20 protein-coding genes are annotated in these 21,434 nt (G+C 73.5%); 8 read left to right on the top strand and 12 right to left on the bottom strand.

What is annotated here, in order from left to right; all coding sequences use genetic code 11:
- Nucleotides 1–11: 11 nt before the first annotated feature.
- Nucleotides 12–1,421: a type I glutamate--ammonia ligase gene (gene glnA, locus ACZ5WG_RS30400; protein ID WP_266629900.1), complete on the bottom strand. Its 1,410-nt coding sequence runs from the start codon at nt 1,419–1,421 to the stop codon at nt 12–14.
- Between the two features lie 184 nt (nt 1,422–1,605).
- Here glnA and ACZ5WG_RS30395 point away from each other — a divergent pair, with 184 nt between their 5' ends.
- Complete coding sequence (locus ACZ5WG_RS30395; protein WP_266994062.1) at nt 1,606–2,073, top strand: RDD family protein; 468 nt, start codon at nt 1,606–1,608, stop codon at nt 2,071–2,073.
- Between the two features lie 109 nt (nt 2,074–2,182).
- On the opposite strand, the gene ACZ5WG_RS30390 is transcribed toward ACZ5WG_RS30395, so the two are convergent.
- The 5 genes from ACZ5WG_RS30390 to ACZ5WG_RS30370 all read right to left on the bottom strand — a co-directional run bounded on the left by ACZ5WG_RS30390 (nt 2,183) and on the right by ACZ5WG_RS30370 (nt 5,652).
- Complete coding sequence (locus tag ACZ5WG_RS30390; protein WP_468727393.1) at nt 2,183–2,881, bottom strand: DUF4191 domain-containing protein; 699 nt, start codon at nt 2,879–2,881, stop codon at nt 2,183–2,185.
- A 10-nt stretch (nt 2,882–2,891) separates the two neighbouring features.
- The gene (locus ACZ5WG_RS30385) at nt 2,892–3,089 is read right to left on the bottom strand and encodes an SCO2195 family GlnR-regulated protein (protein WP_030291684.1); all 198 of its coding nucleotides are present in this window, start codon (nt 3,087–3,089) and stop codon (nt 2,892–2,894) included.
- A 287-nt stretch (nt 3,090–3,376) separates the two neighbouring features.
- A complete protein-coding gene (lipA, locus tag ACZ5WG_RS30380) occupies nt 3,377–4,324 on the bottom strand; it encodes a lipoyl synthase (RefSeq protein WP_030291682.1) in 948 nt (315 codons plus the stop codon).
- Nucleotides 4,325–4,435: 111 nt separating this feature from the next.
- Nucleotides 4,436–5,233, bottom strand: a complete 798-nt coding sequence (gene lipB / locus ACZ5WG_RS30375; protein ID WP_468727390.1) for a lipoyl(octanoyl) transferase LipB — start codon at nt 5,231–5,233, stop codon at nt 4,436–4,438.
- A 77-nt stretch (nt 5,234–5,310) separates the two neighbouring features.
- Nucleotides 5,311–5,652 (bottom strand): hypothetical protein, encoded by a 342-nt coding sequence (locus ACZ5WG_RS30370; RefSeq protein ID WP_468727388.1) that lies wholly within the window; start codon nt 5,650–5,652, stop codon nt 5,311–5,313.
- A gap of 173 nt (nt 5,653–5,825) precedes the next feature.
- On the opposite strand from ACZ5WG_RS30370, the gene ACZ5WG_RS30365 reads away from it, so the two are divergent.
- Entirely contained in the window at nt 5,826–7,289 is a 1,464-nt protein-coding gene (locus ACZ5WG_RS30365; RefSeq protein WP_468727386.1) for a regulator, read from the top strand.
- A gap of 76 nt (nt 7,290–7,365) precedes the next feature.
- Here ACZ5WG_RS30365 and ACZ5WG_RS30360 read toward each other — a convergent pair whose 3' ends face one another.
- From ACZ5WG_RS30360 to ACZ5WG_RS30350, 3 genes are all read right to left on the bottom strand, one after another.
- The gene (locus tag ACZ5WG_RS30360) at nt 7,366–8,622 is read right to left on the bottom strand and encodes an FAD-dependent oxidoreductase (protein WP_468727384.1); all 1,257 of its coding nucleotides are present in this window, start codon (nt 8,620–8,622) and stop codon (nt 7,366–7,368) included.
- A gap of 204 nt (nt 8,623–8,826) precedes the next feature.
- Nucleotides 8,827–9,720, bottom strand: a complete 894-nt coding sequence (locus ACZ5WG_RS30355; protein ID WP_468727382.1) for a TIGR01777 family oxidoreductase — start codon at nt 9,718–9,720, stop codon at nt 8,827–8,829.
- 378 nt (nt 9,721–10,098) lie between these two features.
- Complete coding sequence (locus tag ACZ5WG_RS30350) at nt 10,099–10,800, bottom strand: VIT1/CCC1 transporter family protein (RefSeq protein ID WP_468727380.1); 702 nt, start codon at nt 10,798–10,800, stop codon at nt 10,099–10,101.
- A gap of 89 nt (nt 10,801–10,889) precedes the next feature.
- On the opposite strand from ACZ5WG_RS30350, the gene ACZ5WG_RS30345 reads away from it, so the two are divergent.
- Complete coding sequence (locus ACZ5WG_RS30345; protein WP_468727378.1) at nt 10,890–12,053, top strand: PP2C family protein-serine/threonine phosphatase; 1,164 nt, start codon at nt 10,890–10,892, stop codon at nt 12,051–12,053.
- 308 nt (nt 12,054–12,361) lie between these two features.
- Here ACZ5WG_RS30345 and ACZ5WG_RS30340 read toward each other — a convergent pair whose 3' ends face one another.
- Nucleotides 12,362–12,619 (bottom strand): hypothetical protein, encoded by a 258-nt coding sequence (locus ACZ5WG_RS30340; protein ID WP_468727376.1) that lies wholly within the window; start codon nt 12,617–12,619, stop codon nt 12,362–12,364.
- A 323-nt stretch (nt 12,620–12,942) separates the two neighbouring features.
- On the opposite strand from ACZ5WG_RS30340, the gene ACZ5WG_RS30335 reads away from it, so the two are divergent.
- From ACZ5WG_RS30335 to ACZ5WG_RS30325, 3 genes are all read left to right on the top strand, one after another.
- Nucleotides 12,943–13,308, top strand: coding sequence for an ArsC/Spx/MgsR family protein (locus tag ACZ5WG_RS30335; RefSeq protein WP_468727374.1), 366 nt, complete (start codon nt 12,943–12,945; stop codon nt 13,306–13,308).
- A gap of 870 nt (nt 13,309–14,178) precedes the next feature.
- Nucleotides 14,179–15,549 (top strand): MocR-like pyridoxine biosynthesis transcription factor PdxR, encoded by a 1,371-nt coding sequence (pdxR, locus tag ACZ5WG_RS30330; RefSeq protein WP_468727541.1) that lies wholly within the window; start codon nt 14,179–14,181, stop codon nt 15,547–15,549.
- A gap of 188 nt (nt 15,550–15,737) precedes the next feature.
- Entirely contained in the window at nt 15,738–16,358 is a 621-nt protein-coding gene (locus ACZ5WG_RS30325; RefSeq protein WP_468727373.1) for a hypothetical protein, read from the top strand.
- Nucleotides 16,359–16,424: 66 nt separating this feature from the next.
- Here the strand turns inward: ACZ5WG_RS30325 and ACZ5WG_RS30320 are convergent, their stop codons facing one another.
- Entirely contained in the window at nt 16,425–17,369 is a 945-nt protein-coding gene (locus ACZ5WG_RS30320; RefSeq protein WP_468727539.1) for a Gfo/Idh/MocA family protein, read from the bottom strand.
- Between the two features lie 250 nt (nt 17,370–17,619).
- Between ACZ5WG_RS30320 and glnII the strand changes: the two genes are divergently transcribed.
- Nucleotides 17,620–18,639: a glutamine synthetase gene (glnII, locus tag ACZ5WG_RS30315; RefSeq protein ID WP_468727371.1), complete on the top strand. Its 1,020-nt coding sequence runs from the start codon at nt 17,620–17,622 to the stop codon at nt 18,637–18,639.
- Nucleotides 18,640–19,152: 513 nt separating this feature from the next.
- Nucleotides 19,153–19,749 carry a winged helix-turn-helix domain-containing protein gene (locus ACZ5WG_RS30310; protein ID WP_468727369.1) on the top strand — a complete coding sequence of 199 codons (597 nt, stop codon included), beginning with the start codon at nt 19,153–19,155 and terminating at the stop codon, nt 19,747–19,749.
- A 109-nt stretch (nt 19,750–19,858) separates the two neighbouring features.
- On the opposite strand, the gene ACZ5WG_RS30305 is transcribed toward ACZ5WG_RS30310, so the two are convergent.
- A complete protein-coding gene (locus ACZ5WG_RS30305; protein WP_468727367.1) occupies nt 19,859–21,370 on the bottom strand; it encodes a PepSY-associated TM helix domain-containing protein in 1,512 nt (503 codons plus the stop codon).
- Between the last annotated feature and the right edge of the window lie 64 nt (nt 21,371–21,434).

Below are 21,434 nucleotides of genomic sequence, written 5' to 3'. Positions count from 1 at the left end.
CTGCGGCTGACTTAAATGTCGAAGTAGAGCTCGAACTCGTGCGGGTGCGGGCGCAGGGCGATCGGGGCGATCTCGTGCGTGCGCTTGTAGTCGATCCAGGTCTCGATCAGGTCCGGGGTGAAGACACCGCCGGCCAGGAGGTACTCGTGGTCGTCCTCCAGGGCCTTGAGGACGTCCTCGAGGCTGGTCGGGACCTGCGGGACGCTCGCGTGCTCGTCGGGGGAGAGCTCGTAGAGGTCCTTGTCGATCGGCTCCATCGGCTCGATCTTGTTCTTCACACCGTCGAGGCCGGCCAGCAGCAGGGCCGCGAACGCCAGGTACGGGTTCGAGGACGGGTCCGGGGCGCGGAACTCGACGCGCTTGGCCTTCGGGTTCGAGCCCGTGATCGGGATGCGCATCGCGGCGGAGCGGTTGCGCTGCGAGTACACCATGTTGACCGGCGCCTCGAAGCCCGGGACCAGGCGGTGGTACGAGTTCACCGTCGGGTTGGTGAACGCGAGCAGCGACGGGGCGTGCTTGAGGATGCCGCCGATGTAGTAGCGGGCGGTGTCCGACAGGCCCGCGTAGCCGGCCTCGTCGTAGAACAGCGGGTCGCCGTTCGCCCACAGCGACTGGTGGACGTGCATGCCCGAGCCGTTGTCACCGAAGATCGGCTTCGGCATGAAGGTCGCGGTCTTGCCGTTGCGCCAGGCGACGTTCTTCACGATGTACTTGAAGAGCATCAGGTCGTCGGCCGCGGCCAGCAGCGTGTTGAACTTGTAGTTGATCTCGGCCTGGCCACCGGTGCCGACCTCGTGGTGCTGGCGCTCGACCTGGAGGCCCTGGGCGTCCAGCTCGAGGGAGATCTCGGCGCGCAGGTCGGCGAAGTGGTCGACCGGGGCTACGGGGAAGTAACCACCCTTGTAGCGGACCTTGTAACCACGGTTGTTCTCCTCGGAACCGGTGTTCCAGGCGCCGGCCTCGGAGTCGATGTGGTAGAAGCCCTCGTTCGCGGTGGTCGCGAAGCGCACGCTGTCGAACACGTAGAACTCGGCCTCGGGGCCGAAGTACGCGGTGTCGGCGATGCCGGTGGAGGCGAGGTACGCCTCGGCCTTCTTCGCGATGTTGCGCGGGTCGCGGCTGTAGGCCTCACCCGTGATCGGGTCGTGGATGAAGAAGTTGATGTTGAGCGTCTTGTCCTTGCGGAACGGGTCCAGGCGCGCGGTGGTGATGTCGGCACGCAGCGCCATGTCGGACTCGTGGATCGCCTGGAAGCCGCGGATCGAGGAGCCGTCGAAGGCGAGCTCCTCCGCCGGGTCGAACGCCCGCGCCGGAATGGTGAAGTGCTGCATCACACCAGGCAGGTCGCAGAAGCGGACGTCGACGAACTTGACGTCGTTCTCCTCGATGTACTGCTTCACTTCGTCGGCGTTCTGGAACATCCAACTCCTCCTACTCCCGGCCCCGGGGCAGGGCGGGCTTTATAGCTCGTGGTGCGTCAGTGCGGTGCCGCACGCTGACCCGACCATAAGCAGGCGGGATTTCTCAAGCATGACCCATTTGTTTCGCACAAGTTAACCAGGGTCCCGCCGGAACGCCGTGGAGCCGCACAGGTACCGTGTTCGGGTGGACAACAGGCAAGCACTCGGATCCTGGCTCTCCGGCCCCCGCGCGGCCGCCGAGGACATGGGCGTCGACTTCGGCTACCCGGGCCAGCGGCTCGGCCTGCCCCAGCAGGGCTCCGGCTCGGTGGCCCGGTTCGGCCGCCGCCTCGGCGGGGTCGCCATCGACTGGGTCGGCTGCCAGGTGATCGCATACGGGCTGATCACGGGCGGCAACGCGGCCGCCACGGGCAACTGGACGCTGGCGCTCTTCGTGGTGCTGAGCATCCTCACCGTCGGCACCGTGGGATTCACCCCCGGGAAGCGGCTCGTGGGCCTGCGTGTCGTCGCGGAGGGCGGCGGCCGCCTCGGTCTCGGCCGGGTCGTGCTGCGCACCGTGCTGCTCGCCCTCGTCATCCCCGCGCTGGTCTGGGACCGGGACGGGCGCGGCCTGCACGACCGCCTCGCCCGCGCCGTCCAGGTCCGCATCTAGCCGGACGCGCACGAGGCGCGGCACACGCACGAGACAGAACAAAGGGGCGCCCCCGGACCCATCGGTCCGGGGGCGCCCCTTCTTCGTATACGAAAATCAGCTGAACCGGTCAGCGCATCTTCCCGCCGCGCGGCATCCGCATGCCCTTCGGCATCGGGCCCTTCGGCAGGGGCATGTTCGACATGAGATCGCCCATGGCCCGCAGCTTGTCGTTGACCTGGGTGATCTGCGGGCCGGCCAGTACGCGCGGCAGCTTGAGCAGCGTCGTACGCAGCTTCTTCAGCGGGATCTCGCCCTCGCCGGTGCCCACGATGAAGGTGTGCACCGGGATGTCCGGCATGATCCGGGCCAGCTTCTTCTTCTCGGCGGCGAGCATCGGCTTCAGCCGGTTCGCGTTGCCCTCGGCGATCAGAACGACGCCCGCCTTGCCGACGGCCCGGTGGACGATGTCCTGGCTCCGGTTCATCGCGACGGCCGGGGTGGTCGTCCAGCCCCGTCCCACGTTGTCCAGTACGGCCGCGGCCGCGCCCGGCTGTCCCTCCATCTGCCCGAAGGCAGCCCGCTCGGCCCGCCGTCCGAAGACGATCGCCATCGCGAGGAACGCCACCAGGAAGCCCAGGATGCCCAGGTAGACCGGGTGGTCGATCAGGAAGCCGATCGCAAGAAAGACACCGAAGGTGACGATTCCCACGCCCGCGACGATCAGACCGACCTTCGGGTCGGCCTTGCGCGTCATCTTGTACGTCAGGGCGATCTGCTTCAGTCGCCCGGGGTTCGCAGCAGTCTCTGCGTTTGACTTCCTCGCCATACAGCGAAGTTTACGTGGCCTGCGAGGTCCGGGTCGCCGCGGCCTCGAGTACGTGCTCGGTTTCGACCCGGTCCTTGGCTCTGCGGCGGTCCTCGAGGACGGCGGTCCAGGCGTTGCGGCGGGCGCCGCTCATGAGCAGCGACTCGATACCCCGGAAGGCGTCGGTGAACGACGGAATGGCAATGGCGCGTACGGGCGCGGCCTGCATGATGTCGATCCCTTTCACGGTGCTCAAGTCGGTCCGGGTGCGTGACGGGCGTGCGTCGGCGGTGTGCGACGGCGTGCGCGGTGTGTGGACCCATCGTCACTGACTGGTGTTACCAGGGCATGACCGGTCGGTCAAACGGTGATGAAACATTTACGCGGCCCGCCGGGCTCTTCGTTACAAAAGAGCCTAGGGGCCGCGTCGATGCGGTGTTACCCGTTGGTAAGACTTTGTGCGTGAGTTCACACAGTCCGTGCGGTAGCGCGCGTCACACCGTCGCGCGCTTACGCTCAGACTCGGCTGCGCTTCTCCATCGCCTGCTGGTACAGCCGCCCGGCGCGGTACGAAGAACGGACCAGCGGGCCCGACATCACACCGGAGAAGCCGATCTCCTCGGCCTCCTTCGCCAGCTCCACGAACTCGGCCGGCTTCACCCAGCGCTCCACGGGGTGGTGGCGCGGCGAGGGCCGCAGGTACTGCGTGATGGTGATGAGCTCGCAGCCGGCCTCGTGCAGCTCCTTCAGGGCCTCCGAGACCTCCTCGCGCTCCTCTCCCATGCCCAGGATCAGGTTGGACTTGGTGACGAGGCCGTAGGCGCGGGCCTGCCGGATCACGTCGAGCGAGCGCTCGTAGCGGAAGCCGGGGCGGATCCGCTTGAAGATCCGCGGCACCGTCTCGACGTTGTGCGCGAAGACCTCGGGGCGGGAGGCGAAGACCTCCTCCAGCAGCTCCGGGACCGCGTTGAAGTCGGGGGCCAGCAGCTCGACCTTGGTGTGGCCGGTCTCGCGGCCCGCCGTCTGCTGGTGGATCTGGCGCACGGTCTCCGCGTACAGCCAGGCACCGCCGTCGGCCAGGTCGTCGCGCGCGACGCCCGTGATCGTGGCGTAGTTCAGGTCCATGGTGACGACCGACTCGCCGACGCGGCGCGGCTCGTCCCGGTCCAGGGCCTCGGGCTTGCCCGTGTCGATCTGGCAGAAGTCACAGCGCCGGGTGCACTGGTCGCCACCGATGAGGAAGGTGGCCTCGCGGTCCTCCCAGCATTCGTAGATGTTGGGGCAACCGGCCTCCTGGCACACGGTGTGCAGTCCTTCGCCCTTCACCAGGGCCTGCATCTTCGTGTACTCGGGACCCATCTTCGCCCGGGTCTTGATCCACTCGGGCTTGCGCTCGATGGGCGTCTGGGCGTTACGGACCTCGAGGCGCAGCATCTTGCGTCCGTCGGGTGCGACTGCGGACACGACCGGCTCCCTGTGACTTCGATTCTTCGGCGCCCACCAGGGTACGCCCGTAATTTCATACGCTCTTACGTCCGCCAACCTGGGGGCGGGCGGACGCATTCCCCCCGGGTGTCAGCCGGCGGCCGGCTCTGTCTCCCGGGGCCGCAGCTCGGCCTGCTCCAGTACGTCCTTCAGGTGGCGTTCGACGACCGGCAGCACCTCGGCCATGGTGATCTCCCGGCCCAGTTCGTACGAGAGCGAGGTCACACCGGCGTCCCGGATCCCGCACGGGATGATCCGGTCGAACCACGTGCTGTCCGGGTTCACGTTGATCGCGAAACCGTGCATCGTGACGCCCTTGGCGACGCGGATGCCGATCGCGGCCAGCTTGCGGTCCTCACGGCGCTGGCCGGCGTTGGAGGGGGCGTACTCGGGGCCGTTCAGACGCGGGTCGAACTCGTCGTCCGTCAGCCGCGGGTCGAAGTCGAGGGAGAGGCCGCCGATCTTCGGACGCTCCTCGACGGGGTCGCCGAGCACCCACACGCCGGAGCGGCCCTCGACCCGGGTGGTCTCCAGGCCGAACTCGGCGGCGGTGCGGATCAGCGCCTCCTCCAGCCGGCGCACGTGCGCGACGACGTCGACCGGGCGGGGCAGCTTCATGATCGGGTAGCCGACCAGCTGGCCCGGGCCGTGCCAGGTGATCTTGCCGCCGCGGTCCACGTCCACGACGGGGGTGCCGTCCAGCGGCCGCTCGTTGTCGGCGGTGCGCCGGCCGGCGGTGTAGACGGGCTCGTGCTCCAGCAGGAGGCAGGTGTCGCCGATCTCGTCCGCGAAGCGTGCGGCGTGAACCCGCCGCTGCTCCTCCCAGGCCTGGGTGTACTCGACGTAATCGGGTCCGAAGCCCAGATGGACAAACCCAAGCTCAGCCACCGCAGCGCCTCCTCGTTGAACCTGCCGTGTGCACGTATCGCACCCAGCCAAGAGTACGGCGGCCGGTTTCCGCCCCCTCAGTCGCCCGTCGGGGGCCCCTCCGTCGGCCCGTCCTCGGGGCCCGTCCGCGGCCCGTCCTCCGGGCCCGGCGGCAGCGGCCTGGGCCGCCTGCGGCCCCGGGGCGGCCGGTCCGGGTCCTCGTCCGCCCGCGGCAGCCGCCGGTGGCCCTCGGAGTGGTCGTTGACCCAGCCGCAGACCCCGCACGCGTACCGGCCGTCCAGACCCGCGATGTACGTGCCGCACCGGCGGCACTCGGCCTCGGTCAGCTCGGGCGCCGTCAGCGGCGCGGGCAGCTCGGGCGCGGCCGGTGGCGCGGTGGCGTCGGCGGAGGGCTCCGCCGCGGTGGGCCTGCGGGTCATGTCGCGCAGCGTACGCGGACGGAAGGGGTCGGTCCGTAAAGAGCCCTACCGATTCTGCACACGATCGGATGAATGTGGGACAGAGGGGGCGGCAAGAGCGGAGTTCGCCGCTACATTCACGCCGTTCACAGGGCCGGGACTCCGGTCCGTCACGTCAGGAAACCGTGGAGCCGATGACGGAACGACCTGCCCAGCGCGTCCCCAACCGGCAGCTCGCGGCGCTGATCGCGGAAGCCGGGTTCTCCAACGCCGGTCTGGCCCGCCGCGTCGACCAGCTCGGCCTGGAGCACGGTCTCGATCTGCGGTACGACAAGACCTCCGTGACCCGGTGGCTGCGCGGGCAGCAGCCGCGCGGGACCACCCCGGCGCTGATCGCCGAGGTCTTCACCCGGCGCCTGGGCCGGCGGCTCTCCGCACAGGACCTGGGCCTGGACGCCTGCGCGCCCGTCTACGCCGGTCTGGAGTTCGCGGCCACCCCGGAGGAGGCCGTGGACATCGCCAGCGGCCTCTGGCGCAAGGACTCCGGCTCCCACGCCGAACTGCGGAAGATCGCGTTCACCCCGGCCGGGCTGGTCGTGCCCAGCCGGGACTGGCTCATCGGGCGGGCCGACGAGCGCGTGGGCCGCGGCGCGGACCCGGCGGCCGCGGCCGCGGCGGCCGCCGCGGCGGCCCGCGTCCCGGTGCAGGGACGAAGCTCGGTTCCCCGGCAGCGGCAGATCGACCGGGGTCCCGGCCAGCGGGTGACCAGCGGGGACATCGCGGCGCTGCGGTCGGTGAGCGAACTGTTCCGGACCCTGGACCAGACCTACGGCGGCGGGCACGCCCGGCAGGCCCTGGTGCGCTACCTCGAGCACGAGGCCGAGCCCATGCTCCGCGGCACCTACGGGGAGACCACCGGGCGGCGGCTGTTCTCGGCCGCCGCCGACCTGACCCGGCTCGCGGGCTGGACCTCGTACGACATCGCCGCCCACGGGCTCGCCCAGCGCTACTTCGTGCAGGCGCTGCGCCTCGCGCAGGCCGCCGGGGACCGGCCGTACGGCTCGTACGTACTGGTGACCATGAGCCGGCAGGCCGTGTACCTCGGCCACGGCCGGGAGGCCGTGCAGCTGGCCCGCGTCGCGCAGCAGGGCGTCGGCTCCGGGCCGCCGCCGGTGGTGCAGGCGCTCCTGCACTCGGCGGAGGCGCGCGGGCACGCGGTGCTCGGCGAGGTCCGGGCGGCGACGGCCTCGCTGGTACGGGCCGAGCGCGCGCTGGGCGCGGCCCGGCCGGGGGACGACGTACCGCACTGGGCACGGCTGTTCGACGAGGCGCAGCTGGCGGACGAGTTCGGGCACTGCCACCGGGACCTCCAGCAGTACCGGGCCTCGGCGCAGCACGCGGAGCGGTCCCTGCAGTTGCGGGCGCCCGGGTTCGCGCGCTCGCGGCTGTTCTGCCGGGTGGTGCTGGCCACGGCGCGGCTGGGGCTGGGCGAGCTGGACCAGGCGTGTGCGCTGGGTGCGGAGGCGGCGCAGCAGGCGATGGAGATGAGGTCGGTGCGCGCGGTGGAGTACGTACGGGACTTCGAGCGCCGGCTGGAGCCGTACCGGGACGCCTCGGCGGTGCGGACGTACCGGGACCGGGTGGCCGCACTGTCGTGAGCTGCTGATACGGGGTCAGGGGTCAGGCGTGGGCCCGGTTCCGCGGGGCGGAACCGGGCCCTGGCACCCGTGGTTCTCAGGCCACCGCCCGGGCGGCGGGCTCCGCGCTCGCCGGGAGCCGGATGCCGAAGTCGCGCAGGGCGGCCGTGGCGGCGCGGCGGGCCGAGTGCAGCGCCCCCTGGACGGTGTTGGAGTCGCGGTGGTCGCCGCACACGTACAGCCCGGCCAGGACCCGGACCGGACGGCGCAGGTCGTAGGGAGGCGGCATCGCGGGAACGGCCTCCGGGGCGTGGTGGACGGCCAGCAGCTCCCAGTCCCGGGTGCCGGTCTCGTACAGCCGGGCGAGGCGCGAGGCGACCGTACGCGCGGGCGGCGGCGGGCCGAGCACGGTGGTGGTGACCAGGCTCCGGCCGGCCGGGGCCCGCGTCGGGTCGACCGCGCTCATCACGGCGGTGTGGGCGACGGGCCACCTGGGATCGCCGTCGAGCAGGAGCGAGCCGTCCCACGGGAGCGGGGCGGCGGTGGCGTGGTGGATGACGGTGACCTCGTGGAACTCCGGCACGCGCAGCCCCGGCAGCAGTTCGGCGGCGGCCCGCGCGCCGGTGGCCAGGACGGCGGAGCGGCAGCTGAAGTCGCCGTGCTCCTCGGTGGTGACCAGGTTGGTCGCCACCGAGCGGACCCGGACCCCGGTGCGCACCGTGCCGGGCGGCAGGGTGGCCGCGAGCAGCTCGGGCAGGGTGGCGGCGCCGCCCTCGGGCACGGCGAGCCGGCCACGGGCGAAGGTGCGCAGGGCGAGGTCGGCGACGCGGCTGGAGGTGGTGAGCTCCGGATCGCGCAGCAGGGCGGCGAGCAGGGGCCGCAGGGTCGTGCCGTGGGCCCGGGAGCGCAGGGCGGCGAGTGCCGTGCGCTCGGGGCGTGCCAGTACGCGTTCCACGGGCACGGCGGCGAGCCGGCCGAGGTAGGCGCTGAGCCGGGCCTGGTCGAAGGAGCCGCTGGCCAGTGCGCGGGCCGGGGTCAGCGCCCCGGCGCGGAGCTGCCTGCCGTCCGTGTGGACGAGCACCCCCGGAGCGAAGGGCCGCAGGACCAGGCCGGCCAGGCCGGGGGTCCGGTCGAGCTCCGTGTACGAGGTGTTGAGCAGCTGCCCGGTCCGGTCCAGCCGGAATCCGTCGACGTGCTCGGTGGCCATCCGGCCGCCGGGATCGCCGGCGGCCTCCAGAACGGTGACCGTGACCCCTGCCGCGATCAGGTGGTGTGCGGCCGCGAGTCCTGAGACCCCGGCTCCTACGATGACGACGTCCGCATGCTGTGCGGCGCGGTGTGAGCTGCTGAGCACGTGCCCCTCCCCGAGGTCGGCGCGGCTGTGTGGGGATCCTCCTTCCCCCAACGGGCTCCATGGGAACCCGAGTTCGGTGGAGTATTACGCCCGACTCCGGTCGCACACCGGTCGCATCCGGGTCACAACCGGTCGCACGCCGCCGGATCGCGCGCCGCGGCGGGGGCCCGGGGCGGGGTGGGATCGGGCCATCGGGCCATCGGGCTACCGGGCGAGCGCGGCGCGGATCGCTTCGTCGATGCCCGGGTACCGGAACGTGAACCCGCTCTCCAACAGCCGGGCGGGCCGCACCCGCTGACTGCCGAGCACGTCCCCGGCGAACTCCCCCAGCACCACGCGCAGGGCGGGCGCCGGTACGGGGAACGGCGTCGGCCGGTGCAGTACGCGGCCCATCGCGGCGGTGACCTCACGGTTGGTCAGCGGCTCGGGGGCGGTCAGGTTGACGGGGCCGGACAGCTCCGGGGTGTCGATGGCATGCCGCAGGGCGGCGATCTCGTCGTACATGGAGATGAAGGACCAGTACTGCCGCCCGTTGCCGAGCCGGCCGCCGATCCCGGCCCGGAAGATCGGGAACAGCTTGCCCCAGGCCCCGCCCTCGGCGGCGACGACCAGTCCGGTCCGGGCGAAGACCGTCCGTACTCCGGCCTCCTGGGCGGGGGCGGCGGCCGCCTCCCACTCGATGCAGACCTCGGGCAGGAAGCCCTGCCCCGCCGGGGCGTGCTCGTCGACGGCGCGGTCGCCGGTGTCGCCGTAGTAGCCGATGGCGGAGCCGCAGACGAAGACGGCGGGCGGCGCGTCGAGCGCGGCGATCGCCCGGGCCAGGGCGGAGGTTCCCGCCACCCGGCTGTCCCGGATCTCCTTCTTGTACGCGGCGCTCCACCGGTGTTCGCCGACCCCGGCCCCGGCGAGGTGGACGACGGCCCCGCAGCCGGCGAGCCCGGCGGGGTCGACGTACCCGCGCCGCGGGTCCCAGGCCGCCTCGTCGGGCGCGGCGGGCGTGCGGCGCACGAAGCGGACGACGTCGTGGCCGTCTGCGCGCAGGGACCGTACGAGGGCCTGGCCGATGAGGCCGGTGGAGCCGGTGATGGCGATACGCATGGGCCCATGATGCAGGTCCGCTGCGCGGCGCATCCGGTGGCGCTGCACAGGTCCGCTGCCCGGCCCATCCGGTGGCGCTGCACAGGTCCGCTGCCCGGCCCATCCGGTGGCGCTGCACAGGTCCGCTGCCCGGCCCATCCGGTGGCGCTGCACGGCCTTCCTCCCCGCCCCGCCCTTCCCCCGTTCCCCGGGCCCCGCCCGGACCCGCCCCGGGGCCCCTCCCCGGGCCCCGCCCGAGGGCCCTCCGCCGGGCTGCGCCCGTACGGGTGCGACGCCGCCGGGGCCATCGGCCTGCCCCCATCGGACCCGGCCCGGGGTGCGGCTCCGTCGCCGGGGCCCGCGGGCTTCGTCCGGATCCGGGCGGGGGTGGGGACGGGGTCAGGTGGTGCCGAGCCAGGTGCCCACCGCGTACGTGACCGTCATCGCCAGGGCTCCGCCGGCGACGTTGCGCAGGACCGCCCGGACGGGAGGTGCGCCGCCGAGGCGGGCGCTGATCACCCCGCACAGCGTCAGCGTCGCCAGCACCGCCGCCACCGTCACCGGCACCCGCGCCGAAGGCCCCGGCAGCACGATCGCCAGCAGCGGAAGCAGCGCCCCCACCGTGAACGCGATCAGGCTCGCGAACGCCGCGTGCCAGGGGTTGACCAGCTCGTCGGGGTCGATCCCGAGCTCCACCCTCGCGTGCGCCTTCAGCGCGTCCCGCTCCGTCAGCTGCTCCGCCGCCTCGCTCGCCAGCTCCCGGCTCAGCCCCCTGGCCTCCAGCAGCTCCGTCAGTTCCGCCAGCTCCGCCTCCGGCTCCTGCGCCAGCTCCTGCCGCTCCGTCTCCAGCGCGGCCCGCTCCGAGTCCCGCTGGGAGCTCACCGAGACGTACTCCCCCGCGGCCATCGACAGCGACCCCGCCAGCAGCCCGGCCACCCCCGCCGCCAGGATCGACGCCCGCGAGGTCGTGGCCCCGGCCACGCCCACCACCAGGCCGGCCGTGGAGATGATCCCGTCGTTCGCGCCGAGCACTCCCGCCCGCAGCCAGTTCAGCCGCGTGCTGATCGCCGCGCTCTGCCCCACCCCGTCCGTGTCCGTCACGGGACCACTGTCGGCGCCCGGACCCCGCAGGTCCACCCGGCAGGCCGGTCCGGCGTGCGCCGCCCGGGCCCGCGTACCAGGGTGGAGGGGTGAGACGCCGACGCGAGGAGCCTGGCTGGCTGCACGGGAAGCCGCCACCACTCTGGGCGCGGCTCGCGCCTCCCGTGGCGCTGGTGGGGCTGGTGCTCGCACAGAGCGCCACCCCGGGCGACATCGAGCTGGGCTACTTCCTGGCCGGCCTGCCCCCGGTCGCGGCCTTCGCGTACGGGGCGGCCGGCACCGCCGTCTTCGCCGGGATCGTGCTGCTGCTGCTCGGCGTGTCGTCGCTCGGGGTCGGGCACGCCCAAGGCGCGGACCTGGCCACCGTGGCCGTGGTCGCGCTGCTCAGCGTGGTGATCGCCTGGGTCCGGCGGCGCCGCGACGCGCAACTGGTCAGCGTACGGACCGTCGCGGAGGCCGCGCAGCTGGCGGTGCTGCCGCCAGTTCCGGAACGGGTCGGTCCGGTGCGTTGCGCCGGGCTGTACCGGGCCGCCCAGCGCGGCACGCTGGTCGGCGGCGACCTGTACGACGTACGGGTCGGGCCGTACGGGGTGCGGGCGCTGGTCGGGGACGTGCAGGGACACGGCCTGGCGGCGGTCGGCACGGTGGCGGGGCTGCTCGGCGCCTTCCGGGAGGGGGTGCTGGACGATCCGGAGCTCGCGGGCGTGGCCGCACGGCTGGACCGCAGACTGCTGGCGGACACCGCGGGTGCGGCGGGCTCCGCAAGCTCGACGGGACCGGCGGCCTCGGCCGGCTCGGCCGGCTCGGCCGAGGCCGCCGTCGAGCATCATCCGGAGCTGTTCGCGACGGCGCTGCTGCTGGAGTTCCCGCCCGGGCTGGACCTCGTACGGATCGTCTCGTGCGGGCATCCGCCGGTGCTGCTGCTGCGGGCGTCCACGGTGTCGGAGGTGGCCGTGGAACCTGGCCCTCCGCTGGGGCTCGGGCTCGCCGGAGCGGACCTCGCGGTGGTGGCCGACGTCCCGCTGCTGCCGGGCGACCGGCTGCTCGCGCACACGGACGGGGTGACGGAGGCCCGGGACGCGGCGGGCGACTTCTACCCCCTGGCCACCCGGATCCCGGCCCTGGCCAAGGACCCGGCCGAGCTGGTGGAGGCGGTGTGGCAGGACCTGGTGGCGTTCACCGACGGCGGCCCGCGCGACGACGTGGCCCTGCTGGTGCTGTCCCTCCCGGACGCGGCGGGCGCCCCCGGATGACCGAGCAGTCCTGCTCATGTGGTGGGTCGAAGGCGCATCTCGGCGCCCGCGAGAGCGGCGGCCGTGGCGGCGGCCGTGGCGGCGGCCGCGCCGCCGGCCGGCTCCGGCCCGGCCTTCCCCGGCTCCCGACGCCGACGACCCGGACGGCCCCGGGCGCGGGTCCCGTCCCCGCCCGCCGCCGGCCGTGCGCTCCCGCCCGCCCCTCGCCCCGTTCACTGCGCCGCCTCCCCCGCGGCGTTCCGCGTCGTCGGGCAGAGCGTTCGGGAACGCTCTGCCCGACGCGGTCGACCGTCGACCCTGTCGGCTGCTCAGGCTCCGTTGCTGATGATGAAGGCGCGGACCATCTTGCACGTGACGTTCGACGGGCGGTGGATGCCCGTGCGGACCGCCATCGTGCGGATCTTCCGGTTGGTGGCGCGACGGGCGTCGTACGTCCCCGAGTCGAGCAGGGATATCGCCAGCCGCATCGCCTTCAGACGGCGGTTGTGGCTCTCGTACCACTCGCGGGGCAGCCCCGCCGGCAGCGGCTTCTTCTTGACGGTCTCAATGGTCGTGGCAGTGGCCATCTACAGCCTCCCAAACGGTAGTTGGCTTCCTGTCGTTCTCCCTCGATTTTACCGGGGACCACTGACAGAAGCCCCTGGCCAGACAGGCTCTGGCCAGGGATTGGCGTCGGCCGCCCGAAGGGCGGTGCCGGCGGGGCCTGGTGCGTGCGATCGCAAGGCGGAGGAGGGAAGCGACGCGGTGGGGGCACCTCCCAGCGGTAGCTGGGGGACGTCGTTGACCGACGACAACGCGGCGAGCGCGCGTGCCAGCCCCCGCCGGCCTGGGGGCACCTCCCAGAGGTAGCTGGGGGAGGGACTCTGACGACACGACCTAGGCTGGGGCCATGGAGATCTGGATCAATCCCGCCTGTTCGAAGTGCCGCAGCGCGCTGACCGTGCTGGACGCGGAGGGCGCCGAGTACACCGTGCGCCGCTACCTGGAGGACGTGCCGTCCGAGGACGAGATCCGCGAGGTCCTGGGCCGGCTCGGCCTGGAGCCGTGGGACATCACGCGCACCTCGGACCCGATCGCGAAGGAGACCGGCGTACGGGACCTGCCGCGCGAGGAGACGGACGAGGCCCGGGGCCGCTGGATCGCCCACCTGGCGGCGCACCCGAAGCTCATCCAGCGCCCGATCATCACGGCGGAGGACGGCACGGCGGTCATCGCCCGCTCGGAGGAGGCCGTCCGCGAGGCCCTGGCCCGCTGAGAACCGGCTTTCGGATCAGCCCGGTTCAGGCCGCGGCGCCAGGCGTCACGGCCTGCGGCCCCCTCCCGGCGGCAGCCGGGTGAGCATGATCCGGAAGACCGGCCCCGGGGCTGAGCCGATCCGCCGCCCCCGCCCGGCGGTGGCGCCGGAACCGGGGCCGACCTGCGCGGACGACCCCGTCGGCGGACCGGCGCACCCGCCTACGCTCCCGGTATGACGTCCGACCACACGGCCACCGCCACCGCCACCACCGCGTCCGGCACGGGCGCGGGCACCACCACCGCCGGACCCGGTGACGGCCTGGGCGCAGACCCGGGCGCAGACCCGGGCGCAGACCCGGGCGCAGACCCGGGCGCAGACCCGGGCGCAAACCCGGGCGCAAACCCAGGCCCGGGCGCAAACCCAGGCCCGGGCGCAAACCCAGGCCCGGGCGCAAGTCCAGGCGCAGGCGCAGGCCCCGGCCCCGGCCCCGGCACAAGCCCGGGCGTAAGCCCAGGCCCGGGCCCAGGCGCAGGCTCAGGCCCGGGCGCAGGCGCAATCCCGGGCGCAGGCCCAGGCGCAATCCCGGGCGCAGACGCAAGCCCAGGCACAGGCGCAGGCGCAAGCCCAGGCACAGGCACAGGCGCCGACGCAGGCTCAGGCCCAGGCGCAGGCCCAAGCCCGGGCGCAGGCGCCGGCGCAGGCCCGGGCGCAGGCCCAGGCGCAATCCCGGGCACAGGCGCAAGCCCAGGCACAGGCCCGGGCCCAGGCGCATGCGCAGGCGCAAGCCCAGGCCCGGGCGCAGGCGCAGGCGCAGGCCCAGGCGCAGGCCCGGGCGCAGGCCCAGGCGCAGACCCGGGCGTAAGCCCAGGCGCCGGCGCCGGTGCCGACCTGCATCTCGAGCTGCCCGCGCACGGCGCCCGGCGTACCGCCCTCGCGCAGGCCCTCCGCGAAGCCGTGCGCAGCGGGCGGCTCGCCGGTGGGACCCGGCTGCCTCCCTACCGGGCGCTGGCCGCCGACCTCGGCCTGGCCCGCAACGCCGTCGCCGACGCGTACGCCGAGCTCGTCGCCGAGGGCTGGTTCACCGCCCGGCAGGGCTCCGGCACCCGGGTCGCCGAGGGGGCGGCCACCGCCGCCGCGCCGGCCGAGCCGGCCCCGGCCGCCCCCGAGGGTCCCCGCCACGACTTGCTCCAGGGCAAGCCCGACCCCGCCTCCTTCCCGCGGGGCGCCTGGTCCGCGAGTGCCCGGCGGGCCCTCGCCGAGGCCCCCACCGAGGCCTTCGGGCCCGGCGATCCGCGGGGCCGCCCGGAGCTGCGGCGGGCGCTGGCCGCGTACCTGTCCCGGGCGCGCGGCGTGCGTACCGGCCCGGAGAACCTCGTGATCTGCTCCGGCTTCGCGAACGGCCTGCGGCTCCTCGCGTCGCTGCTGCCCCGCGACTGGGCCGTGGAGGAGTACGGGCTCCCCTTCCACCGCGGCATCCTCGAAGCCGCCGGGGTCCGCCCCCGCCCCGTCCCCGTCGACGAGGACGGCGCCCGCCCGGACGAGATCCCGGCCCGGGCCCGCACCCTGCTGCTGACCCCGGCGCACCAGTTCCCGACGGGCGCCGCGCTGCTTCCGGCGCGGCGGGCCGCCGCCGTGGAGTGGGCCCGTACGACGGGCGGGCTGATCGTGGAGGACGACTACGACGGGGAGTTCCGCTACGACCGCAAGGCGGTCGGCGCCGTACAGGGCCTGGACCCCGGGCACGTCGTCTACGCGGGCTCGCTGAGCAAGTCCCTCTCCCCCGCCGTCCGCCTGGGCTGGCTGGTACTGCCGGACCACCTGGTCGACCGGGTCCTGGCGGCGAAGGGCCTGCGGGAGTCCTGGGCGAGCGCCCTGGACCAGCTGGCACTGGCCGACTTCATCACGTGCGGTGCGTACGACCGCCACATCCGCCGCATGCGGCACCGCTACCGCGGCCGTCGCGACCAGCTGGTCTCCGTACTGGCCTCCCGCGCCCCGGAGTTGCGGGTGACGGGCATCTCGGCGGGGCTGCACGCGGTCCTGGAGCTCCCGCAGGGGAGGGAGGCTGCGGCGCTGGAGGCCGCCCGGGCGGCGGGCCTGGCGCTGGACGGCCTGTCGGAATACCGGCACCCGGCCGCGACCGGGGCGGGCAGGGAGGGACTGGTGGTGGGCTACGCGGCACCACCGGAAGCGGCGTTCGGCCGAGCGGTGGAAGCACTGGCGCAGGCGATGGGGCGCGCAGGTGCCGCGAGGCGGTAGGCGCGGGCGGGGCCTGCGGCGCGGGGGCGGCCGGGGCTGCGGCGCGGGGGGCGGCCGGGGCTGCGGCGCGGGGGGCTGCCGGGGCTGCGCGGGGGTCTCGCTCGGCCTCGTACTCATCCCGCCCTCACCTCCCCACCCCATAGGGTGTGAAGCCAAGCAAAAGGGATGTATCGGACCGAAGGGCCGGGATGAGCGACGGACGGAACGAGCCGACCGGAGAGAGCGAGCCGAACCGGCAGGAGGCGGGGCAGGAGGCGCAACCCTTCCCGGCCGGTCCCCGGCCCGACGCCCCGCCCCAGCAGCCCGCCGCCGCGCCCCTCCTCCCCCCGCCGCGCCGGGGTGCCGACTGGATGTTCGGCGGGGTCTACGGGACCGTGCTCGCGTCCGGGCTGCTGGCCGCGCTCGATCAGGCGGGCGACGCGTTCACCCCGTACTACGACGCCAGCTGGGTGCTGGTCACCGCTTGTGCGGCCGGGCTCGCGCACGGCTACTCGCACCACATGACCACCCATCAGGCCGGCTCCGCCGCCCACCGCTGGCGGGTGCTCTCGCGGGCGCTGTGGAACGAGTGGCCGGTGATCGCGGCCGCTCTTCCCACCGTCCTGCTGCTGGTCGTCGCCGGGCTCACCGACTGGGACTCGTACGGGGTGACCGCCGTCGGGCTCGGCCTGAACACCGCGCTGCTGTTCGCCTGGGGCTCCTTCGTGGCACTCCGCGTCGGCTACCGGATCGGTTCGGCGCTGCTGATGGGCCTCGCGGACGCCACCATCGGGCTGGCCATCATCGTGGCCAACGCCGTCATCAAGTAGCCCCGGCCGGCTCGCCCGCGAGCCCCGGACCAGCCGCCGGACCCGGCCCGGCCCGGCCCCGCGCCCTCAGGCCGGCAGCTGCGCCTCCGCCTCCGCCAGGATCTCCGTCAGCCGGGCCGCGAACTCCGCATCGCGCGGGTCCGCGACCCCCGTCCGGGCCGCGGTGAGCAGCGCGTCCAGGGCGCGCCCGTACGCGCCGGGTACGTCGGTCCAGTTGGGCAGCGAGAAGACCCCTTCGGCGCCGCGCAGCTCCAGCCCCACCCCGGCCGCCGCGGTCGGCGCGCCGAGGCTGAGCACGGCGGTGCTGGCGGCGCCCGAGGCGTGGCGCAGGGCGAGCTGGACCACGTCGGAGGGCCCGCGGGTGGCGGTGACGGACGTGACGTCGCCCAGGACCGGGATCAGGACGGACAGGGCGTGCGGACCGACGTCCCAGAGCCCGCCCTTGGCCTTGCGCCAGGGCGAGGCGGCGTACGCGCTGGGCGCACCGTCGGGCGGGAAGACGGCGCCGAGCCAGTGGGCGCTCGCCGTGAACCAGCCGGAGCGGCCCGCCTGCTCGGCGACCCAGCCGGCGGCGGGCTCGGCGAAGCGCAGGGTGAGGAAGACGACGGAGGCGACGCCGTGCCGGGCGACGGCGTCCGCCACGGCCCGGGCGTCCCGGGCGGTCGTGGCGACGGGCTTGTCGAGCAGCAGCTGACAGCCCGCCGCGGCGGCGCGCACCGCGAGCGGGGCCTGTACGTCGGGCGGCAGGGCGAAGGCCACGACGTCACAGTCGGCGAACAGCGCGTCGGGGTCTTCGTACACCTTCACGCCGTACGCGTCGGCCAGCTCGGCGGCGGCTTCGGGGCGGCGGCCCCACACTCCGGCGAACTCGGAGCCCGCGGACTCGGAGGCGGCGTGCGCGGCAAGGGCGGGGGCATGGGTGCGGTGGGCCCAGGGGCCGGTACCCAGCAGGCCGACCCGGGGGCGGGCCGGCAGGCGGGGGGAGTCCGTGGGGGCGACGGTCGAGGTCAAATCGTACGAAATGCTCACCTGCTCAGTCTGCCCCACTCGGACGGGTGTGCTGCCATCAACCCGCACAACCCACCCGACCTGCGGCGTAAACCTCGGTAACACGGGGTTCACACCCGGGCAACGGAAGAGAAATCGCGAGCGGGCACGCTGCGGTCGACACCGCAACGACATCGCAGCACCACGAACGCAGCACCCGCAACGCAGCACCCGCAGAGTCTGCGCCGGAGCGACGCACCGAAGGATGGGGCCCGTGAGCTACAAGGCTGAGTACATCTGGATCGACGGCACCGAGCCGACGGCGAAGCTGCGCTCCAAGACGAAGATCCTGGCCGACGGCGACGCGCTGCCGATCTGGGGCTTCGACGGATCGAGCACCAACCAGGCCGAGGGCCACGCCTCCGACCGCGTGCTGCAGCCGGTGTTCTCGTGCCCGGACCCGATCCGCGGCGGGGACAACCTCCTCGTGCTCTGCGAGGTCATGAACATCGACATGACCCCGCACGAGTCGAACACCCGCGCGCTGCTGCGTCCGATCGCCGAGCGGTTCGCGGACCAGGAGCCGATCTTCGGCATCGAGCAGGAGTACACCTTCTTCGACGGCATCCGGCCGCTCGGCTTCCCGGTGGGCGGCTTCCCGGCCGCGCAGGGCGGCTACTACTGCGGTGTCGGCTCGGACGAGATCTTCGGCCGCGAGATCGTCGAGAAGCACCTGGACCACTGCCTCGCCGCGGGCCTGAGCATCTCCGGCATCAACGCCGAGGTCATGCCCGGCCAGTGGGAGTTCCAGGTCGGGCCCGTCGGCCCGCTGGAGGTCTCCGACCAGCTGTGGATCGCGCGCTGGCTGCTCTACCGCACCGCCGAGGACTTCAACGTCTCCGCGACGCTGAACCCGAAGCCGGTGAAGGGCGACTGGAACGGCGCGGGCGCGCACACCAACTTCTCCACGAAGGCGATGCGCGAGGACTACCGCGCCATCATCACCGCGTGCGAGTCGCTCGGCGAGGGCTCGAAGCCGCTGGACCACGTCAAGAACTACGGCGCCGGCATCGACGAGCGCCTGACGGGCCTGCACGAGACCGCCCCGTGGAACGAGTTCAGCTACGGCGTCTCCGACCGCGGCGCCTCGGTCCGCATCCCGTGGCAGGTGGAGAAGGACGGCAAGGGCTACATCGAGGACCGCCGCCCGAACGCGAACGTGGACCCGTACGTGGTGACCCGCCTGATCACGGACACCTGCTGCACGGGCCTGCAGAAGGAGGGCCTGGTCTAAGACCCGGCCTCCCCTCCCGCAGCCGACACTGCGACACGACGCGCGACGCCCGCCGAGCCCCCGTGGCCCGGCGGGCGTCGCGCGTCCTGCGTCCTGCGTCCACGCATCCGACCAGCATGCGATACGGGGCGCTGGTACGGACACCCGGACCGGCGCCACGCGGTGAAGTTTTGTCCGGCATTGTCCGGCACAAGTCGAGGAATGGTCGCGGAATTTGAGATTCCGCTCCACCACCTGAGACAGGGCCTGCCCCGCACCCGCCGCGTCTGCTTCAATGAGCCCATGGCCAGCCACTCGCACACCTCGAACGGTCGCAGCGACCTCGAGCCGTTCTGGCCCTCCCGTCAGGACCACGATTTCGACCGGGTGTGTCGCCGCGTGAAGAACGCGCCGACCCTCTAAAGCCTTCCGGGATCTCCCACCGGACCTTCCCCGAGGCCTTCGGTCTGCGCGGAACGCGATGACGTACGTACGTCTCCTGCCGACCACTCCGCGTGAAAGAGCTGACCACTCATGTCCCACACCCGTTCCCTGACGTCCGCCGCCTCCGCCGCCACCGCTGCGACCGCGCCCTTCGCCTATCCGCCCAGTCCGCGCCACCGGCTGCGTGCCGTGGACCGCGACGAGGTCGCCCGCGTGGTCGACTTCCTGCCGCCCGGCGCCACTTGGCTGCCCGCCCCGCAGCACACCCTGCCGACGCTGCCGGGCCAGCCGCCGATGGTCGGTTACCTGGTCCTCGTACCGGCGGACCAGCAGTCGCCGATCGCCTTCGCCCCCCAGTCCGTTCCCGCCCCGGCCGCTCCCCGGCCGGCCCCGGTCACCACCGGGGACGAGCTCGTCCGCATCGACGCGGCGCAGCGCACGGCCGAGGTCGACGGCCGGGTACTCGACCTGACGTACCTGGAGTTCGAGTTGCTGGCCCACCTGGTGGCGCACCCGCACCGGGTGCACAGCCGGGACCAGCTGGTGACCACGGTCTGGGGCTACGGCCACGTCGGCGACGGCCGGACCGTGGACGTCCACGTCGCCCGGCTGCGCCGCAAGCTGGGCGCGGCGCACCGCGGTGCGATCCAGACGGTGCGCCGGGTGGGCTACAAGTACGCGCCCTGAGTGCCGGTCCGCCGCGCCGCGCACGGCATACCGGCACGGCGCACGTACGACGGTGGGCCCGCACTCCGTGAGGGAGTGCGGGCCCACCGTGCGCGTCGGGACAACACGCTTAGGCCGCGGTGGCCGCCTTGGCGCGGCGCGACGCGAACAGCCCCAGCAGCACGTCGACCGCCAGGAAGGCGACGAGGCTGATGCCGAGCAGCGGTATGAACCATCCGACCACGGCGGTCACGGCGGCCAGCGGGAGCAGCATCGTCAGCGGCACCTTGCGCCAGGCTCCGCGCGGCTGGGCGCGGCCGACCGAGAGGGCGCGGTCCTTGGTGGGACGGCGCAGCCACCACATCCGGTAGCCCCAGAAGACCAGGAACATCAGCGCGACCGCGAGCGCGGCGAGCGCGATCTGGTTGGCGAGGCCGAAGGTCTTCCCCATGTGCAGGTCGATGCCGAAGCGCGTCAGCTGCGCGAGGACGGGGTAGTCGGCGAAGCGGAGTTCGTCCATGATCCGGCCGTCGGCCGGGTCCACGGCGACGGAGTCCAGGTGGACCGGCAGCTGCTTGTCCTGCTCCTTGATCACGTACCCCTTGCCCTTGGCGGGCAGGGTGATGCGGAGTTCCTCGGTGACCCCGGCGGCGCGGGCGGCCGCCACGGCCTTGTCGATGCCGATGTCCGCGGCGTGCGGCGTCTGGGGCATCTCCGTGCCGTCTGCCGTGCCGTGCCCGGCGTGGTCGCCGGAACCGGAGCCGGCGGCGGAATCCGAACCGGGGGCGAGGGCCGCGGACACGGACGGGGTGGCGCCGCCGAGGCCGTCCTGGAGCTGCCCGATGTTCTCGCCCGCGTACTTCGACCAGGTCAGGCCGGTGGCGGACAGCGCGACGAGTCCGGCGACGGCCCAGAGGCCGACGGCCCCGTGCCAGGAGAGGGTCTTGCGGCGGCCGGTGGCGGCGCGGTCCGGCAGCACGAGCAGGGCCTTGCGGGACCGGCGGCGGCCGATCCACAGGGCGAGTCCGCCGAGTGCGACGACCCACAGCCAGCTCGCGGCGAGCTCGCTGTAGTTCCGGCCGAACTCGCCCAGCTGCAGGCTGGAGTGGAACTCGCTGAGCCAGGCGCGCAGCGGCAGCGCGTCGCCCTGGGTGGTCAGCTGTCCGTTGACGTGGGCCGTATACGGATCCACGAACACGGTCTGCGTCTGGCCCTCCTCCAGCCCCGGGACCTCCATGATCACGCGGGTGGTCGCCTCGGCGTCGGGCGCGGGCCACACGCCCACGACCTTGCCCTCGGGCACGGTGGCCCGGGCGGCCGTGACCTGGGCGCTGAGCGGCACCGTGCTCTCGCGGACCTGGGTGACGGTCAGTTCGTCGGAGTAGATGATCTTCTCGGCCTGCCAGGAGGCGGCGTACAGCAGGCCGGTGGCGGCGGCGAGGAACAGCAGCGGGGCTATCAGGATCCCGGCGTAGAAGTGCATGCGCAGGAGCAGCGGCCGGAGCGCCGCCCAGGTGCCGGGCTTCGAGGAGGCCTCGGCCGGGGCGACCGCATCAGGCGTTCCGGGTGCGGCAGGTGCGGTGGACGTGTCGGGTGCGTCGGCGTCCGGGGTGCGGACGTCCTGAACCTCTTCAAGGGACATGTGGGTCCTAGGTGTTGGCCCTGTGGGCGAAGACTCGGGTGAAGGGCCCCGGGTCCCGCCACCT

It is taken from the genome of Streptomyces sp. NPDC032745 (assembly GCF_055579465.1).
The sequence above is the reverse complement of the archived record's forward strand: the minus strand, read 5'-3'. Positions and strand labels throughout refer to the sequence as shown.

Bases quoted from the DNA above. Each gene is read 5' to 3' on its own strand.
- glnA (WP_266629900.1), bottom strand. From the start codon at position 1,421: ATGTTCCAGAACGCCGACGAAGTGAAGCAGTACATCGAGGAGAACGAC.
- ACZ5WG_RS30390 (WP_468727393.1), bottom strand. From the start codon at position 2,881: ATGGCGAGGAAGTCAAACGCAGAGACTGCTGCGAACCCCGGGCGACTG.
- ACZ5WG_RS30385 (WP_030291684.1), bottom strand. From the start codon at position 3,089: ATGCAGGCCGCGCCCGTACGCGCCATTGCCATTCCGTCGTTCACCGAC.
- ACZ5WG_RS30370 (WP_468727388.1), bottom strand. From the start codon at position 5,652: ATGACCCGCAGGCCCACCGCGGCGGAGCCCTCCGCCGACGCCACCGCG.
- ACZ5WG_RS30365 (WP_468727386.1), top strand. From the start codon at position 5,826: ATGACGGAACGACCTGCCCAGCGCGTCCCCAACCGGCAGCTCGCGGCG.
- ACZ5WG_RS30355 (WP_468727382.1), bottom strand. From the start codon at position 9,720: ATGCGTATCGCCATCACCGGCTCCACCGGCCTCATCGGCCAGGCCCTC.
- ACZ5WG_RS30340 (WP_468727376.1), bottom strand. From the start codon at position 12,619: ATGGCCACTGCCACGACCATTGAGACCGTCAAGAAGAAGCCGCTGCCG.
- ACZ5WG_RS30335 (WP_468727374.1), top strand. From the start codon at position 12,943: ATGGAGATCTGGATCAATCCCGCCTGTTCGAAGTGCCGCAGCGCGCTG.
- ACZ5WG_RS30325 (WP_468727373.1), top strand. From the start codon at position 15,738: ATGAGCGACGGACGGAACGAGCCGACCGGAGAGAGCGAGCCGAACCGG.
- ACZ5WG_RS30310 (WP_468727369.1), top strand. From the start codon at position 19,153: ATGTCCCACACCCGTTCCCTGACGTCCGCCGCCTCCGCCGCCACCGCT.
- ACZ5WG_RS30305 (WP_468727367.1), bottom strand. From the start codon at position 21,370: ATGTCCCTTGAAGAGGTTCAGGACGTCCGCACCCCGGACGCCGACGCA.